This window comes from Acetobacter malorum (genome assembly GCF_002153605.1).
Lineage (GTDB): Bacteria > Pseudomonadota > Alphaproteobacteria > Acetobacterales > Acetobacteraceae > Acetobacter > Acetobacter malorum_A.
The window spans coordinates 45,893-61,026 of sequence record NZ_JOPG01000027.1 but is presented as its reverse complement, the minus strand read 5'-3'; the positions used below and the strand labels follow the sequence as shown (position 1 = coordinate 61,026).

General features: G+C 59.1%; 17 protein-coding genes. 2 read left to right on the top strand and 15 right to left on the bottom strand.

The genetic code is table 11. The annotated features are described in order from the left end of the window. Nucleotides 1–100: 100 nt before the first annotated feature. Nucleotides 101–655 carry a YceD family protein gene (locus tag HK23_RS11710; RefSeq protein ID WP_086654126.1) on the bottom strand — a complete coding sequence of 185 codons (555 nt, stop codon included), beginning with the start codon at nucleotides 653–655 and terminating at the stop codon, nucleotides 101–103. Nucleotides 656–937: 282 nt separating this feature from the next. Here HK23_RS11710 and HK23_RS11705 point away from each other — a divergent pair, with 282 nt between their 5' ends. Further along, complete coding sequence (locus tag HK23_RS11705; protein WP_063907494.1) at nucleotides 938–1,474, top strand: outer membrane protein assembly factor BamE; 537 nt, start codon at nucleotides 938–940, stop codon at nucleotides 1,472–1,474. A 14-nt stretch (nucleotides 1,475–1,488) separates the two neighbouring features. On the opposite strand, the gene HK23_RS11700 is transcribed toward HK23_RS11705, so the two are convergent. Genes HK23_RS11700 through def form a run of 5 tightly spaced genes read right to left on the bottom strand, consistent with a single transcriptional unit; the run spans nucleotide 1,489 to nucleotide 5,370 of the window. Then, complete coding sequence (locus HK23_RS11700; protein ID WP_086654102.1) at nucleotides 1,489–2,868, bottom strand: ATP-binding protein; 1,380 nt, start codon at nucleotides 2,866–2,868, stop codon at nucleotides 1,489–1,491. Nucleotides 2,869–2,892: 24 nt separating this feature from the next. Then, on the bottom strand, nucleotides 2,893–3,624 hold the full coding sequence (locus tag HK23_RS11695) for a response regulator (protein WP_179193890.1): 732 nt from the start codon (nucleotides 3,622–3,624) through the stop codon (nucleotides 2,893–2,895). After that, nucleotides 3,614–4,144, bottom strand: coding sequence for a MarR family winged helix-turn-helix transcriptional regulator (locus HK23_RS11690; protein ID WP_086654101.1), 531 nt, complete (start codon nucleotides 4,142–4,144; stop codon nucleotides 3,614–3,616). The genes HK23_RS11695 and HK23_RS11690 overlap by 11 nt, the downstream gene beginning before the upstream one ends. 33 nt (nucleotides 4,145–4,177) lie before the next feature. After that, the gene (locus tag HK23_RS11685) at nucleotides 4,178–4,843 is read right to left on the bottom strand and encodes a ubiquinone biosynthesis protein COQ9 (RefSeq protein WP_086654100.1); all 666 of its coding nucleotides are present in this window, start codon (nucleotides 4,841–4,843) and stop codon (nucleotides 4,178–4,180) included. Continuing rightward, nucleotides 4,840–5,370 carry a peptide deformylase gene (gene def, locus HK23_RS11680; protein WP_086654099.1) on the bottom strand — a complete coding sequence of 177 codons (531 nt, stop codon included), beginning with the start codon at nucleotides 5,368–5,370 and terminating at the stop codon, nucleotides 4,840–4,842. The genes HK23_RS11685 and def overlap by 4 nt, the downstream gene beginning before the upstream one ends. Nucleotides 5,371–5,572: 202 nt before the next feature. Between def and rpsU the strand changes: the two genes are divergently transcribed. Next, nucleotides 5,573–5,776, top strand: coding sequence for a 30S ribosomal protein S21 (gene rpsU / locus HK23_RS11675; RefSeq protein ID WP_006557524.1), 204 nt, complete (start codon nucleotides 5,573–5,575; stop codon nucleotides 5,774–5,776). 200 nt (nucleotides 5,777–5,976) lie between these two features. Here the strand turns inward: rpsU and HK23_RS11670 are convergent, their stop codons facing one another. The 9 genes from HK23_RS11670 to ffh form a co-directional block, all read right to left on the bottom strand. Beyond that, nucleotides 5,977–8,121, bottom strand: a complete 2,145-nt coding sequence (locus HK23_RS11670) for a prolyl oligopeptidase family serine peptidase (protein ID WP_256940172.1) — start codon at nucleotides 8,119–8,121, stop codon at nucleotides 5,977–5,979. 148 nt (nucleotides 8,122–8,269) lie between these two features. Further along, entirely contained in the window at nucleotides 8,270–9,385 is a 1,116-nt protein-coding gene (leuB, locus tag HK23_RS11665; protein WP_063907420.1) for a 3-isopropylmalate dehydrogenase, read from the bottom strand. A 15-nt stretch (nucleotides 9,386–9,400) separates the two neighbouring features. Next, the gene (leuD, locus tag HK23_RS11660; protein WP_063907419.1) at nucleotides 9,401–10,024 is read right to left on the bottom strand and encodes a 3-isopropylmalate dehydratase small subunit; all 624 of its coding nucleotides are present in this window, start codon (nucleotides 10,022–10,024) and stop codon (nucleotides 9,401–9,403) included. Further along, nucleotides 10,024–11,427, bottom strand: a complete 1,404-nt coding sequence (leuC, locus tag HK23_RS11655) for a 3-isopropylmalate dehydratase large subunit (RefSeq protein WP_086654098.1) — start codon at nucleotides 11,425–11,427, stop codon at nucleotides 10,024–10,026. Before leuC ends, leuD begins: the two co-directional genes overlap by 1 nt. 181 nt (nucleotides 11,428–11,608) lie before the next feature. Continuing rightward, the gene (gene rplS / locus HK23_RS11650) at nucleotides 11,609–11,995 is read right to left on the bottom strand and encodes a 50S ribosomal protein L19 (RefSeq protein ID WP_063907417.1); all 387 of its coding nucleotides are present in this window, start codon (nucleotides 11,993–11,995) and stop codon (nucleotides 11,609–11,611) included. A 14-nt stretch (nucleotides 11,996–12,009) separates the two neighbouring features. Continuing rightward, nucleotides 12,010–12,762: a tRNA (guanosine(37)-N1)-methyltransferase TrmD gene (gene trmD, locus HK23_RS11645; protein ID WP_086654097.1), complete on the bottom strand. Its 753-nt coding sequence runs from the start codon at nucleotides 12,760–12,762 to the stop codon at nucleotides 12,010–12,012. Next, on the bottom strand, nucleotides 12,759–13,301 hold the full coding sequence (gene rimM, locus HK23_RS11640; protein WP_086654096.1) for a ribosome maturation factor RimM: 543 nt from the start codon (nucleotides 13,299–13,301) through the stop codon (nucleotides 12,759–12,761). Before rimM ends, trmD begins: the two co-directional genes overlap by 4 nt. A gap of 28 nt (nucleotides 13,302–13,329) precedes the next feature. Further along, nucleotides 13,330–13,680 (bottom strand): 30S ribosomal protein S16, encoded by a 351-nt coding sequence (rpsP, locus tag HK23_RS11635; protein WP_063907414.1) that lies wholly within the window; start codon nucleotides 13,678–13,680, stop codon nucleotides 13,330–13,332. A 48-nt stretch (nucleotides 13,681–13,728) separates the two neighbouring features. Next, complete coding sequence (gene ffh / locus HK23_RS11630; RefSeq protein ID WP_063907492.1) at nucleotides 13,729–15,123, bottom strand: signal recognition particle protein; 1,395 nt, start codon at nucleotides 15,121–15,123, stop codon at nucleotides 13,729–13,731. Between the last annotated feature and the right edge of the window lie 11 nt (nucleotides 15,124–15,134).

Here is a 15,134-nt window from a genome sequence, read left to right as displayed (position 1 = left end):
ACCGAAAGACAAAACAGGTTAATCACCAGATTGAGGGCGGCCTCTAGCAGAGAGCCGCCACTTTCGCAAGCAAGAGCGCAATAAAACCTACTGCCACACGTCAGCTATCTTTGCGACGCAACCGTGCAAGATCGGCAAACGGATTAACTTTTTTCTCCGCTGCGTCCTGCTTAGCCAGCTTTTCCGCCTCTTCCTCGCTTATCACAAGCCCTTCGGGCAGGCTGGCGTCCGGAGCATGCGGATAGGGCTCCAGATCCAGAGCAAACTGCTCAACAGCGGCTTCCCCAAGGTCTATCGATTCCCCTTCATAGGGAATCTCATCCACGGCTTCCAGATCCGGGGCCGCACTTTCCTCAAAATGTTCCTCGGGCACAAACTGCACCGCAAAGGAGCCTGCAAGCATATCCTCAAACGGCTCCAGCGTACGAACACATGTCTGTTTAAAGCGCGCGGCCAGCGCACCATGGGCAGACACAAGGTCCCGCCGGCCCAGAGTGAGCGTATATTTGCAGCGAAACATGCTGATTTCAGGCAGACCAAGCCGTCTGGCAATCTGTCCGCACTCCGCAGGCGTTGCCTCGACCGTGAGATCCAGTCCGGACGCGCCGATTCGACGCACGGCAACGGGACGGGAAAATTCCGGCTTATGGGGCATGGAAACCTCCTGAAACTCTAGCTTCTTAAAAAACAGACAGGCTTCCCGCTGCGAATTTGCAGGAGCACCTTTTTGCAGCCCTAACATAAAGTGCCCCAAGCGCAATGATCAGCCTGAAAACCTGCCTCCTGAGCAATTCAGGAATTGACGCACAGAGCCCGTTGGGGCATCCGACAGAGTAGGTCTTCCTGCATGCCGCAGCCTGAAAGGTCATACCTTGTCAGAGTGACCGCACAGATTTGGGGACGCCTTACCGCCATGACACCGCACCGCAAGAAAAGTATGACGCGCTTCAGCACCGCCTGTGGTGCCCTTGCTGCTGTCTTTGTCATTTCCGGCTGTTCCGTGTTTGCCCCCAGCCCCATTCCGCGTGGCTCGCTGATTGAAGCGGATGATTACAATCAGCTGACACCCGGCACAAGCACACGTGCAGACGCGGTGGATCTTCTGGGCTCCCCCACCACCAAAGGGGCCTTTGACGATAATACGTGGATTTACATTTCCATGACCACCTACATGAAGCCGCTGGACTTTCCCGGCATCGACAAGCAACAGGTGGTTGTTCTGAAGTTTGACGGGGCCGGTATGCTGCAAAGCCTGCGGACGCTGAACCGTAAAGACAGCCGCTCCGTGGCCATGATCAGCAAGGTCACCCCCACACCGGGCACCAGCATCAACATCCTTCAGCAGATTCTGGGCAACGTCGGTCGCTACAACCCGATGCAGAACATGATGAATTCCAGCGGTGGCGGCACCGGCACTGGTATGATGGGCGGCAACAGCGGCCCGGGCCACTTCGGCGCAGGCAACACGCTTTAAACCCCGTCCTGCTCTCAGGGCAGGATCAGTTTGACGCGTAGCCCTCCGGCGGGCGAGACATCCAGTTCCATGTCTCCCCCATGGGCCCGCACAATATCGCGCGAAATTGTCAAGCCCAGACCTGTCCCGCCGCCACGGCCACTTTCAAAAGCCCGAAAAACGGATTCGCGCCGTTCAGGGCGGATCCCCGGCCCGTCATCATCCACCAGCACACAGATCCCCTCCTGCATGGCATAGGCCGTGATGGCTATCGCACCACCATGTCTGCGGGCATTGTCCAGCAGATTGGTCAGGGCGCGCTTCATGGCATCCGGCCGCATATGGACAGTGAGACCTGGCTGCACCGTGACAGAGTCCACCCGCGCCCCTGCCCGCCGCGCCGCCGTCACAACGTCCTCAATAAACGGCACCATCTCAACCTGCTCCGGCGTTTCTGCGCCTTCGCCTCGAGCAAATGCCAGATAGCTGCCGATCATGTGTTCCATCTCGACAACATCGCCAATCATGTCATCGACGTCCTGACTCAGCTCTTCCCCCTTAACCGTTCCGGTGCGGGGCATCATGGCCAGAGAAAGACGGAGGCGCGTCAGAGGTGTGCGCAGATCATGCGAGACACCAGCCAGAACGCCGGTACGTTGCGAGACAAAGCGATAGATCCGGTCCTGCATGCGGTTAAACGCCACAGCAGCCTTACGCACTTCCTGCGCGCCTTCCGGCTTGATGGGACCAATATCCCGGCCCAGCCCGAACTGCTCCGCCGCCCGCGCCAGACGGCGGATGGCCCGCACCTGATTGCGCATGAATAAACTGGCCACCACAAACAGCAGAATGGAGCTGCTGAGCGCCCAGCCCACAAACAGCCAGATCTGCCCCATATCCAGCCGTTTCCGCGGGGCATCCACATCCAGCACCCCATCAGGCAACTGAATGGCAATTTTTACGGTATGCGGATCACTCTTCCAGTTCACGAAGAACGGATAATCAATGGCACTATCCAACGCATGCGCCAGATCATCATCCATCGGGCCGGTGATGTGGTTGAACCCGAAGCGACGCAGCCGCGCCCCCGGGTGCCATGTTTCCACCAGTTGCAAGTGGTCCCGTGCCTGCGCCACGAACCAGTCCTTGTCACTCCGCTTTTGCAGATGCTCCAGCGCATTTAGCGAGAGGACAATATCGGCCGTCACACTGTCGGACAGGCGACGGGACACAACCTTGAGAAAGTTGCCGTAAAACAGTTCCAGCGAAATCGCCTGCGTGACCAGCAGCGGGATCAAGACAATCAGCAGAGAGCGCCCCAGCAGGGAGCGTGGCAACACCCGCCGCACGGATTTTTCCATGCTGCGGGATTTCAGCACGCCCGAGGGGAAAAGCTTGAGGGGTCGTCTTTTCATGCCCGCAACACTGACGAAAACCCCTTACTGAACACCGGGCTTGAGCACATAGCCGCGTCCACGAATGGTGTGCAGAAAGCGCGGTTCCCGCGGGTCCGGCTCAATCCGCCGCCGCAGGCGTGTCACCTGCACATCCACAGCACGCTCTCCAATTTCAGCCATATCCAGCGCACGGGCGATTTCCTCCCGGGAGAAAACCTCATTTGGGCGACGCGCCAGCACGGACAGCAGCGCGGCCTCACCGCCCGTCAGATGCACATTGCCCTCCGGGCCGGAAAGCAGCGCCCGCACAGGGTCGAACTCCTTCTCACCCAGGCGAATAATCCGCAAATTGTCTGACGCAGGCACCGGAGCCAGTCTCCGCAGGTGGGCTTTAAGCCGCAGCAGCAGTTCCCGTGGTTCAAACGGCTTGCCCAGATAATCATCCGCACCTGCTTCCAGACCGGAAATCCGATCCGCTGGCTCGCCCCGTGCGGTCAGCAGCACAATCGGCAGGTCCTGCCCGGCGTCACGCAGGGCACGGGTGAGTTCCAGCCCGTTTTCCCCCGGCATGGTCACGTCCAGCACCATGGCGTCGGGCTGAATCCCCTGCAAAGTCTGCCGGGCCTCCGCCGCATTGGCGGCCACGCTGATCCGAAACCCCTGCTCAGACAGATACCGTTGCAGCAGACGCCGCAGACGCGGGTCGTCATCCACCACAATGACATGCGGTGCCATCCCTTCTTCCGGCACAAGATCGCGGTGGCTAAGTTCCATTGCGTCCCTTTCTTCGTCCTGCGGCATCATCTGCCATCATGGCGCGACTGCTTTCGGAGAGCATCCCGTGCATTACGCGCCGGAACCCTTCCACGGCCGCCCCGCCCGCTTCTCTATAGGCTGCACTCAGACGCTGGCGCACAACTGCAAAAAGTCGTGCTTCTACAGCCTGCCCGTCTTTACTGAGGCGCAACAGCCGTTGCCGCCGGTCCCGCAGGCTGGCCTCACTGTCCAGATAACCGCGCTCCTGCAACTCCCCCAGTGTCCGCCCGAGGCTCTGCTTGGTCACACCGAGCGTGTCCTGAAGGCGACTGACCGGAATACCGGGACTGAAGGCCAGCACCTGCAACACCCGGTAATGCGCACTTCCCAGCTTTTCTTCTGTCAGAATCGGTTCCAGCGCTGCGGCCATATCGCGCCCCGCCAGAAACATCATTGCCTGCGCCAGCCGGAGTTGCTCTTCCCGCAGGAACAGCAGGCCCGCGCCGGCTTCATCATGCGGGCGATATCCGGAGTTCATCAGCGCGTGCCGTGTTGCCGCATGGAAGGACGCTCAGACCGGGACCGGACGCGCAACGGGACGCTGGCCGCTCAGCCGCGCCCGCAGCTTACCCAAACGCAGCACCCCGGCCAGACGACGATCAATAAAGGCAGCCAAAGCAGCTTCATTCTGCCCGCGCGCCAGCCAATAAAGCAGAGTCGTGGCATAGACCGCGCCCAGCGTCAGGCGCTTGGTGACGTAGGTCATGCCTGATGAGTCATCCTGCGCCGCCTGCCAGATCGCATTGATGGTCCGCATTAGAGACCGCCGTAACGCGCCGCGCGCGCAAGGCGTAGCCAGCGTAGCAAATCCGGTTCTGGCCCCCGCCCGCATGGCCTGACCCACAGGCAGACGCAGCAAAAGGGCCTCCCGCACACGCCGGCTCAGACGCGGCTCGGTCGTCTCCAGCATGGCGGCAACCATCTCGCGGTCACACAGGTCAGACCAGGCCTCGACCATTTCCACCGCCCCACCCGGGAACAGCAGATCCGCCTGCGGCCCGGCCACGTCCCTCAGCACAGGCACGCTCCAGCCGCGCTCCCCGGCTACAGCAGCCAGCTTGCGCAGGGCTTCATCCCGCACAGCATCCCGCTCTATGGGCGCGGGCATACTGCCTGTGGCCAGTCCTGCCACGGCAAGAGAAATTGCCTGCTCGACCTTGCCCCATCCTATGGTCATGTCCGCACTCCGTATCGCGTTATCTCGGTATCAAATCCGAGCTTTCCCAGATCATCCATTCGCATGGGATAGAGAATCCCGTCCAGATGATCCATTTCATGCTGCATGACATTTGCCCGGAAGCCCGAGGCTACCCCTTCCACCGGCTGGCCCCTGTGATCATATCCCGCATAGCGGACCCGTTTGTAACGCGGAACTTCCCCGCGCAGGCCGGGAATAGAGAGGCATCCTTCCAGACGCGGCACCTGCTCATCCCCCACCGGTTCCAGAACCGGGTTAATGAGAACCTGCACACCGCATGGCGGATCGTCCTCGCCCTCGCTCCGGCTTTCCGGCACGGAATACAGGAAAAGCCTTTTTGAAACATAGACTTGTGGCGCAGCCAGCCCAACGCCACCGGCGTCTGCCAGCGTTTCCATCATGTCCTGTATCAAACGCCCGACATCCGGCGCGCTGACGTCCGCCACATCTTCTGCCCGTTTGAGTAAAACCGGATGCCCCATCCGTGCAATTTTCAAGATCGCCATACCCGCCTCCTTATAGCTCTGTTAAATAGTCACAAGAGTTTGTTGATGAGAGGCAAGAACGAATTGTGTCTTTCCGCAAGCCCGTGCTATAGACGCCGCCAATAGAGGAATCGGTAGCACGCAGGTGTTTTACCGAGTCTTTTTCCATATCACGTCAAAACCGGGATCATCCGGGTTTTCTGAAACAGGGGTTAGTGGCCAAGTGCACGTTCTCGTCCGTGACAACAATGTCGATCAGGCTCTCAAAGCGCTCAAGAAAAAAATGCAGCGTGAAGGCATCTTCCGTGAAATGAAGCTGCGTCGTCATTTCGAAAAGCCTTCCGAGCGTAAAGCGCGTGAGTCTGCTGAGGCCGTGCGCCGCGCCCGTAAAATGGAACGCAAGCGTCTCGAGCGCGAAGGCTTCTAAAGCTTCCGCACTCCATGCGCTAAAAAGGGCGGGACACAGCACGTGTCCCGCCCTTTTTTTGTTTTGCGCCTGAACGTCCACAGTCCTGCCGCTTAACCGCAACCGGATGAACCCCGCAGAACAGACGACAGAACCGGAAGCAGACCACCCCGCCCCCGGCTCTCTCATCATCTGGCAGCATATCTGCCGAACAAGAACACTCAGTCCGCATCCATCAGGCGGTGAGATAAATAGACTGCTTCCAGCGCCCGCTCGTGCGCTACTTCCGGCGCATTAACCGTCCCGGAATGGCCGCCTTCAATATCCTCATAATAGAAAAACGGTTTGCCTAGCGCTTCCAGCCGCGCCGCAAAACGCCGGGCATGCACCGGGCCAACGCGATCATCACTAGTCGCTGTAAAAATGAACGGCTCCGGGTAGGACACATCTGCTTTCAAATGCTGCACGGGGGAAATGGACCGCAGGAAATCAGCCTCTGCGGGAACAGACATGGAGCCATATTCCGCAGCCCATGAGGCCCCGGCGGACATCGTTTCGAAATGCTCCATATCCAGCAGCGGCACGCCAATAATTACCGCGTTCCACAAATCCGGATGCTGCGTCATCTGCACGCCAGACAACAGGCCACCATTGGAGCGCCCGCGAATACCCAGATCGCGCGGAGAGGTAATCTTGCGGCTGATCAAATCAAGCCCGACAGACGCAAAGTCATCATAGACTTTCTGCCGCCCGGATTTCCGACCCGCCTCATGCCATGCCGGACCGAACTCTCCGCCGCCACGGATATTGGCCACAACATACACACCACCTCGATCCAGCCAGAGCTGCCCAATTTCCGGCGCATACAGCGGCGTGTAGGACACCTGAAAACCACCATAAGCCGTCAGCAGTGTCGGGTTTGCGCCGTTCAGCTTCATGTCCCGCCGATGCACAATAAAATACGGAACACGCGTGCCATCTGTAGACGTGGCCCAATACTGCTCTGTCACCAGCTTATCGGCTTTGAACCGGGCCGGAGCGGATTTAACCTTATGTGGCTGCCCCTTGCCCTCCAGCAACCAGAGCTGAGACGGCTCCAGATACCCTTCCACGCTCAGAAACGCGGTATCCGACGCATGATCGGTATCCACAATATGAACGGACGTCATATCCGGCAGCGCAAGAGCCGTCGCCTGCCAAGGTTTGCCAGCCTCTGTGGGCGTAAAGCGCATAGCGCGGCCACGCACGTTGTCAAACAAACTGACCAGAACGGTGTTTTTGGTCACGCCCACCTGATCGATCGACTGAGACGGACCGGGGGTGAAGATCACCTGCACACCCTGCTCTACCGCAGCAGGATCGACGGAAAGCAGGCTACCGGCAGGAATGCTTGTCTGTCCGGTCGGGCGCCAGTCTTCCTCAACAGAGACAATCAGACGGCCTTTGAGCAACCCCTGAATTTCACTTTTGGCAGGCAGCGCCAGCCAGCGCAGGGCTTTGCCTCCGTCCACCACAGCATAACGGGTTTCAAAGAAGTTCACGCTCCGCTGGATCATCACCAGTTGATGCCCGTCCCCATCTGTCAGCACCATGGGCATGACGGCCATATCGGATGCTTCACCCCGGAAGAGTTCCTTTTCCTCTCCCGCAGCCGCCCCACGCACCATGGTTTTGACAACAAACGGATAACCCGACGGCGTCAGCGTGGTGCCTTTTCCATCCCAGTCACGGGCCAGCAGAATCGTGTTGTCATCCACCCAGGCCGCTGTCTGCTTGGAGCGTGAGAAGACAAAGCCGCCCGACACAAACTGCCCGGTTTTTGTGTTGAATTCCCGCAGCGTCTCGGCATCTTCCCCACCATCGGAGAGCGCCACAAGGCAATGCTCATCCGCCGGGGCAAGGCAGTTTGCGCCTTTAAAGACCCAGTTCACGCCATCCTGTTTCGCCAGAGCATCCACGTCCAGCCGCACGGTCCAGTCGGGTATTTTTTTCAGGTAAGAGGCCTGCGTAGCTTCTCGCCAGATCCCATGCGGATGCGCGGCATCCTGCCAGAAATTCCAGATTGCCCCACCCATGATTGACGGCATGGCAAGACGGTCCGGAGCCTGAAGGCCGGACAGCACATCCCTATAAAACCCGGCATAACGCGGGTCTTTTTCCAGCGTGCTGGTCGTGTGCAGGTTTTGGGCACGCACCCACGCCATAGCCTGCGGACCATGGATCTCATCCAGAAACGTGGTGTTTGTCGTGGCCGTGATAACGGGCGCAGCATCTGCACCGGCAGTCTCTGCCCGTCCACCGGGCGCCGCTGCCGCCATGACAAGCGCTGAGGCCGCCCCTGTCAAAATCCAATGTTTCAAGCGCATTTTCACCGTTCCCGGAATTCTCTGATGTGTCATGCAGACTGTTTTTTCACCGTATTGAAAAACAGTCCACCAAAAGAAAAACCCCCGATGCGAGGCACCGGGGGCTTGATCTGGTCAGGCGAGAAAACAGCCGTCAGAAAGTGCGTTCTTACTTCTGAAGCTTGTCCAGTTCACGGACAATAGCCTCGCCCATTACGGACGTGCCAACACGGGCCTTGCCTTCGCTCATGATGTCCGCCGTGCGCAGGCCGCTTTCCAGCACGCGGGAGACGGCTTCTTCCACCATCTTCGCTTCATCCTGCAGGTTCAGCGAATAACGCAGCAGCATGGCAAAGGAGAGGATCTGTGCGATCGGGTTGGCAATGCCCTGACCGGCAATATCCGGCGCACTCCCGTGGATCGGCTCATACAGAGCAGCGCATTTCCCATCAGCCCGCACAGCACCCAGCGTGGCGGACGGCAGCATGCCGAGGCTGCCTGTCAGCATGGAGGCCAGATCGGACAGGATGTCGCCAAACAGGTTGCCAGTCACAATCACATCAAACTGGCGCGGGTTGCGCACCAGCTGCATGGCGCAGTTATCGGCCAGCATGTGCGTGAGTTTCACATCAGAAAATTCACGTGCATGGAGGTCGGTCACAACCTCTTTCCACAGCAGGCCGCTTTCCATCACGTTGCACTTTTCAACGGAACAGACATGGCCAGACCGCTTACGGGCCATTTCAAACGCCACACGGGCCACGCGCTCGATTTCCGGCGTCGTATAGACTTCGGTATTAATGCCACGGCGCGTGCCATCCGGCAGGGTTTCAATCCCGCGCGGATCACCAAAGTAGATGCCACCCACTGTCTCTCGGACAATCATGATGTCCAGACCACGCACCACATCGGGCTTCAGCGTGCTGGCATCAACCAGCGCATCAAACACCTTGGCCGGGCGCAGGTTGGCAAACAGCTCAAGTTCCTGACGGAGCTTGAGAATGGCTACTTCCGGGCGCTTCTCAAAACCAACATGGCCCCAGCGCGGATCACCCACGGAACCAAACAGCACCGCATCCGCTGCACGAGCCTTTTCAATCACCTCGTTGCGGATTGGCTCACCATATTCAGCCAGAGACGCACCGCCGACCAGATCTTCCGTGATCTCAAACGCAAGACCACGATTTTTTTCCAGCCAGCTGATAACGCGGCCAACTTCCCGCATCACTTCCGGGCCGATACCATCCCCCGGCAGAACAAGCAGTTTTGCAGGCTGAGCACTCATGACTTTTCCAATTCTTCAATCAAGGGTGATTGTCGGCATCCAGGGGCGTTCCCCGGCAACCTTGTGTTCAAAGGACTTAATTTCAGTCTCGTGCTGGAGCGTCTGGCCAATATCATCCAGTCCTTCAAGCAGCATGTGCTTGCGGAACGGATCAATCTCAAACGGCACTTCTTCCCCATCCGGACGGATCACCACCTGCCGGGGCAGGTCAATGGTCAGCCGGGCATTGCTGCCCATGGTGGAATCAGACATCAGCTGATCACAGACTTCACGCGGCAGGGTGATGGGCAGGATGCCGTTCTTGAAGCAGTTATTGAAGAAAATATCTGCAAAAGACGGGGCAATCACACAACGAATGCCGAAATCCAGCAGCGCCCAGGGGGCATGCTCACGAGAAGAGCCGCAACCGAGATTGTCATAAGTGATGAGAATCTCAGCTTTCCGCCAGGGCTCCTTGTTCAGGATGAAGTCCGGGTTTTCAGACCCGTCCGGGCGATAGCGCATGCTGTCAAACGCGTATTTGCCCAAACCGGTCCGCTGCGTGGTTTTCAGAAAGCGGGCCGGAATGATTTTATCCGTATCAATGTTGTCTTCTGGCAAAGCCGCAGCAACAGCTGACAGGGTCGTGAATTTTTCCATCAGACCAGTTCCCTTGAATCCGTCAGGCAGCCCGTAACAGCCGCCGCAGCCGCCATGGCCGGAGAGAGCAGATGTGTGCGCCCACCCGGGCCCTGACGCCCTTCAAAATTACGGTTGGAGGTTGAGGCGCAACGCTGGCCCGGTGTCAGCTTATCCGGGTTCATACCCAGACACATGGAGCACCCGGCCTCACGCCATTCAAACCCGGCGTCCAGAAAAATCTGGTCCAGACCTTCTTCTTCCGCCTGCATTTTTACCAGACCAGAACCCGGCACGATCATGGCGCGCACGCCGTCCGCGACCTTGCGACCTGCGGCCACCTGAGCAGCGGCACGGAGGTCTTCAATCCGGCTGTTGGTGCAGGAGCCAATGAACACGACATCCACCGGCGTTCCGGCAATTTTCTGCCCGGCTTCCAGCCCCATATAGTCCAGCATGCGCTGCATCTGCGTGCGTTTGGACTCATCAGGCTCCTGCGCGGGGTCCGGCACCGTGCCAGTGATAGGCAGAACCGTTTCCGGGCTGGTCCCCCATGTCAGGCTCGGGGCAATATCTTCGGCCCGCAGAGAGACTTCCTTGTCAAAGTGCGCGCCCTCATCGGTGGCCAGTGTGCGCCAGAACGCAACGGCCTTCTCGAAGTCTTCCCCTTTGGGGGCAAACGGACGGTTGCGCACATAGTCAAACGTGGTGTCATCCGGGGCCACAAGCCCGGCGCGCGCGCCAGCCTCGATGGACATGTTGCAGATGGTCATACGACCAGCCATGTCCAGCCCGCGAATGGCGGAGCCAGCGAACTCGATCACATGCCCGGTGCCGCCTGCGGTGCCGATATGCCCGATAATGGCCAGCATCACGTCCTTGGCGGACACACCCGGTGCAAGCTGCCCTTCTACCATCACGCGCATGTTTTTGGCAGGACGTTGCAGGATGGTCTGGGTGGCCATCACATGCTCGACTTCAGACGTGCCAATACCGAACGCCAGAGAGCCCATCGCACCGTGCGTCGATGTATGGGAGTCACCGCACACAATGGTCATGCCCGGCAGGGAAATGCCCTGCTCCGGCCCGACCACATGCACAATGCCCTGCGAGGCTGAAAGCAGCGGGAAATACGGAACCCCGAATTCCTTCACATTCCGTTCCAGCGTTTCAATCTGGTTCCGGCTTTCCGGTTCTTCTATGGGTTTGGTACGGTCAGACGTGGGAACATTATGGTCCACCACAGCCATGGTCATTTCAGGATGACGCAGCTTACGCCCGGCCAGACGCAGGCCTTCAAACGCCTGCGGGCTTGTCACTTCATGCAGAAGGTGACGGTCGATATAAAGGATAGAGGTGCCATCCGGCAAAGTTTCGACAACATGGTGGTCCCAGATCTTGTCGAATAACGTACGCGGCGCCATGGCCCTCCCCTTTCATGGAACGGCACGGACTCGCGCAGATCAGCCTGAACTCAGCCCTGGTCTGACAGACGAAAAACCCGCGCCTTCATCTTCTCAGCACCCGAAAACCCGGCGAGCCGAAGCCCCACCGGGTTTTTGAGGTCAGGCAGGCTACCCGAAGGCGGCCTGCTTTAACGCGATATTAGCTGGCAGCTGCCGGAGCAGCAACGTCACGCGGACGCTCAGCGATACGAGCGGACTTACCGCTACGGCCACGCAGATAGTACAGCTTTGCACGACGCACTTTACCGCGACGCACAACCTTGATTTCAGCAATGGTCGGTGCATACAGCGGGAACACACGCTCCACACCTTCACCATTGGAGATTTTGCGCACGGTGAAGTTGCTGTTCAGGCCCTTGTTGGAACGGGCAATCACAACACCTTCAAATGCCTGAAGACGCTTACGCTCACCTTCAACAACCTGCACGGACACGCGCACCGTATCACCGGCTGCGAATTCCGGCACGGCGCGTGCGGCGGTCAGACGTTCGATTTCTGCAGCTTCATACTGCTGAATAATGTTCATTTCGGTATCCTTCCTCAAACCCCTGTTGGGTCTGTCTGCCCGGTTTTTCCGAGTGCAGCAGTCCCGTTTTTCTCCCTGCGAGCCAGCCAGGCAGACCACAGGTCCGGCCGTCTTTCCCGCGTGATTTCTTCCGCCTGCTTCTGGCGCCACGCAGCAATTGCCGCGTGGTTTCCTGACAGCAGGACTTCAGGCACGTTTTGACCTTCCCATACAGCAGGACGGGTATAGTGAGGATATTCCAGCAGGCCTTCGGAAAAACTTTCCTCAACCCCGCTTTCCTCACTCCCCATCACGCCGGGCAGCAGTCGGACGCAGGCATCCAGCAGCACAAGGGCGGCAGTTTCTCCACCGGACAGAACATAATCCCCAATGGAGATCTGTTCGATTTTCCGGCTTTCAAGAACCCGCTCGTCCACCCCTTCAAACCGGCCACACAGCAGCACGAGGCCCGGCCCCTGTGCGTAACGCTGTACGTCCTGCTGGCGCAGTGGCCGGCCACGCGGTGTTAAAAACACACGCGGCACATCCACCGGAGCCTGCGTGGCAGCCAGAGCGGCATCCACCACATCCGGGCGGATCACCATGCCTGCACCCCCACCAAACGGGGAATCATCCACCGCCCGATGCCGGCCCAGACCCTGCTCACGCAGGTCCTCCGCAACACAGGACCACACACCGTTTTCCAGCGCTCGTCCGGCCAGAGACAATCCCAGCGGACCGGGAAACATCTCCGGGAACAGCGTCAGCACCGTTGCCTGCCAGCTCACGCCGCAGGTCCCGCTGCTTTAGCCGTCCCCACGCCACGCCCTTCCTCGCCAGAGACCTCAACAGGACGCACGATGGTGACCACCCGCCCCTTCAGATCAATCTCCGGCACGCAGGCGCGTGTGAACGGAACAAGCACGCCACCGGTCAGCTCCAGACTGGCGCCACCCCCGTAATCATGCACCATGACAACCCGCCCCAAAGAGCAGTCGCCTTCCCGTGCCTCCATACCGATCAGATCAGCATGGTAGAATTCTTCTTCCTCAGGCTCGGGCAGCACATCACGCGGCACGAAAAGACGGGTATTGACCAGCGCCTGCGCTGCGGTCCGGTCGGCCAGAGGCTTGCCCTGCGCATCCCGCAGTTCCGCCACACCGTCCGCCCCGCGCCAGCGCAGAGACCATTCCCGCCCCTTTTCATCCACCAGAACCTTATAAGCTTCCAGCGAGGCCGCATCGGCAGCATGGCTGTGCACATGCACAAGCCCACGCACACCGTGCGGTCTGCCAACAATGCCTATCTGAATCAGGTCTGCGCGCATGATCGGGTCAGCTTAGCTCGCTCTGGCCTCAGGCTGCGGCTTCAGCAGCTGCGGCTGCAGCCTTAGCGCGTTCCTGAGCTTTCTTCTTCGGAGCAGATTTCTTGGGCTGCTCAGCGTAAGCGGGCTTGGGAGCCAGACCAGCGTTACCAAGGAAGCGAGCAACACGGTCGGTTGCCTGCGCACCCTGAGACAGCCAGTGCGTGATGCGCTCGTTAACCAGACGCACGCGTTCTGCGTGGTCGGACGGCAGCATCGGGTTGTAAGACCCTACTTTTTCAATAAAGCGGCCATCACGCGGGGAACGGCTATCAGCCACCACGATGTGGTAGTAAGGACGCTTCTTGGCCCCTGCGCGGGCAAGACGAATTTTAAGACTCATTCAGACTTCTCCAAAACCCTGAAAAACTTCGGATAGAAACAGGCCGCTTTAGCGGAAGGGAGAGCCGCCACCCGGCGGCCCTCCACCCATTCCTTTAGGCATGAGCGCGGACATTCCCTGGCGCATGAGACCTTTCACGCCCAGCTTGTTAAAGCGCTTCATCATTGAGGACATCATATCAAACTGCTTGAGCAGCTTGTTGACCTCCTGAACACTCGTCCCTGACCCGGCTGCGATCCGCTTTTTGCGGGAGGCCTTGATAATGGCCGGCGCTTTGCGCTCGCCCTTGGTCATGGAAGAAATAATGGCCAGATGCGTCTTCAGGATGGAGGTATCAAGGTCCTTGTCGCCAAGAGCTTCCTTGATTTTCCCCATACCCGGCAGCATGCCGACAATTCCGGAAATAGACCCCAGCTTGCTGATCTGTTTGATCTGCGATGCGTAATCATCAAGATCGAACTTGCCGGCCATCATCTTCTTGGCCAGCCGTTCCCCTTCTTCATGATCGAGGGTGTCAGCCGCTTTTTCAACCAGCCCGGCAATGTCGCCCAGACCCAGAATACGGCCAGCCACACGCTCGGGGTGGAATTCTTCAAGCGCATCCAGCTTTTCACCGGAACCGGTCAGCTTGATGGGTGCGCCGGTGATGGCCTTCATGGACAGGGCCGCGCCACCGCGGGCATCACCGTCCATCCGGGTCATCACCACGCCGGTCACGCCCACGGCGTCATTAAACGCCTTGGCCGTGTTCACGGCGTCCTGCCCGGTCATGGCATCCACAACCAGCAGGGTTTCAGCAGGCTGGGTCACGGCACGAACCTGCCGGACCTCTTCCATCAACGCTTCGTCGATAGACAGACGGCCTGCTGTATCCAGAATAACAACGTCGTAGCCTTCGCGCCGACCCACATCCATCGCACGCTGTGCAATTTCAACCGGGGTCTGGCCCGCTACGATCGGCAGAGAAGCCACATGCGCCTGCTCGGCCAGCTGTGCCAGCTGCAACTGGGCAGCGGGGCGCTGGGTATCCAGAGACGCCAGCAGCACTTTCTTCCGCTCACGCGTGGAAAGGCGCAGGGCGATCTTGCCCGAAGTCGTGGTTTTACCAGAGCCCTGCAAACCCACCATCAGGACGGGCACAGGCGGAATAGCGTTCAGGTTAAGCGGAACAGCGCCCGCTCCACCAAGGGCATCAATCAGCGCATCGTTAACAATCTTCGCAACGGCCTGACCGGGGGAAATGCTTTCCAGCACTTCCGCACCCACGGCGCGTTCCTTAACCTTATTAACGAAGTCCTTGACCACAGGCAGCGCGACGTCTGCATCCAGCATAGCCAGACGAACTTCGCGCATTGCCTCCATAACGTCGGCTTCTGACAGCGCGCCACGTTTGGCGAGTCCATCAAAAACCCCAGAAAGCCTGCCTGAAAGAGCCTCGAACAAAAGCGTACTAC

What these genes read in the sequence shown, in the direction of transcription:
- rplS (WP_063907417.1), bottom strand. Translation starts at nt 11,995, where the DNA reads ATGAACATTATTCAGCAGTATGAAGCTGCAGAAATCGAACGTCTGACC.
- rimM (WP_086654096.1), bottom strand. Translation starts at nt 13,301, where the DNA reads ATGCGCGCAGACCTGATTCAGATAGGCATTGTTGGCAGACCGCACGGT.
- leuD (WP_063907419.1), bottom strand. Translation starts at nt 10,024, where the DNA reads ATGGAAAAATTCACGACCCTGTCAGCTGTTGCTGCGGCTTTGCCAGAA.
- def (WP_086654099.1), bottom strand. Translation starts at nt 5,370, where the DNA reads ATGGCGATCTTGAAAATTGCACGGATGGGGCATCCGGTTTTACTCAAA.
- HK23_RS11695 (WP_179193890.1), bottom strand. Translation starts at nt 3,624, where the DNA reads ATGGAACTTAGCCACCGCGATCTTGTGCCGGAAGAAGGGATGGCACCG.
- HK23_RS11690 (WP_086654101.1), bottom strand. Translation starts at nt 4,144, where the DNA reads ATGAACTCCGGATATCGCCCGCATGATGAAGCCGGCGCGGGCCTGCTG.
- rpsP (WP_063907414.1), bottom strand. Translation starts at nt 13,680, where the DNA reads ATGAGTCTTAAAATTCGTCTTGCCCGCGCAGGGGCCAAGAAGCGTCCT.
- HK23_RS11700 (WP_086654102.1), bottom strand. Translation starts at nt 2,868, where the DNA reads ATGAAAAGACGACCCCTCAAGCTTTTCCCCTCGGGCGTGCTGAAATCC.
- leuB (WP_063907420.1), bottom strand. Translation starts at nt 9,385, where the DNA reads ATGAGTGCTCAGCCTGCAAAACTGCTTGTTCTGCCGGGGGATGGTATC.
- HK23_RS11670 (WP_256940172.1), bottom strand. Translation starts at nt 8,121, where the DNA reads ATGCGCTTGAAACATTGGATTTTGACAGGGGCGGCCTCAGCGCTTGTC.
- leuC (WP_086654098.1), bottom strand. Translation starts at nt 11,427, where the DNA reads ATGGCGCCGCGTACGTTATTCGACAAGATCTGGGACCACCATGTTGTC.
- HK23_RS11685 (WP_086654100.1), bottom strand. Translation starts at nt 4,843, where the DNA reads ATGACCATAGGATGGGGCAAGGTCGAGCAGGCAATTTCTCTTGCCGTG.
- HK23_RS11710 (WP_086654126.1), bottom strand. Translation starts at nt 655, where the DNA reads ATGCCCCATAAGCCGGAATTTTCCCGTCCCGTTGCCGTGCGTCGAATC.
- HK23_RS11705 (WP_063907494.1), top strand. Translation starts at nt 938, where the DNA reads ATGACGCGCTTCAGCACCGCCTGTGGTGCCCTTGCTGCTGTCTTTGTC.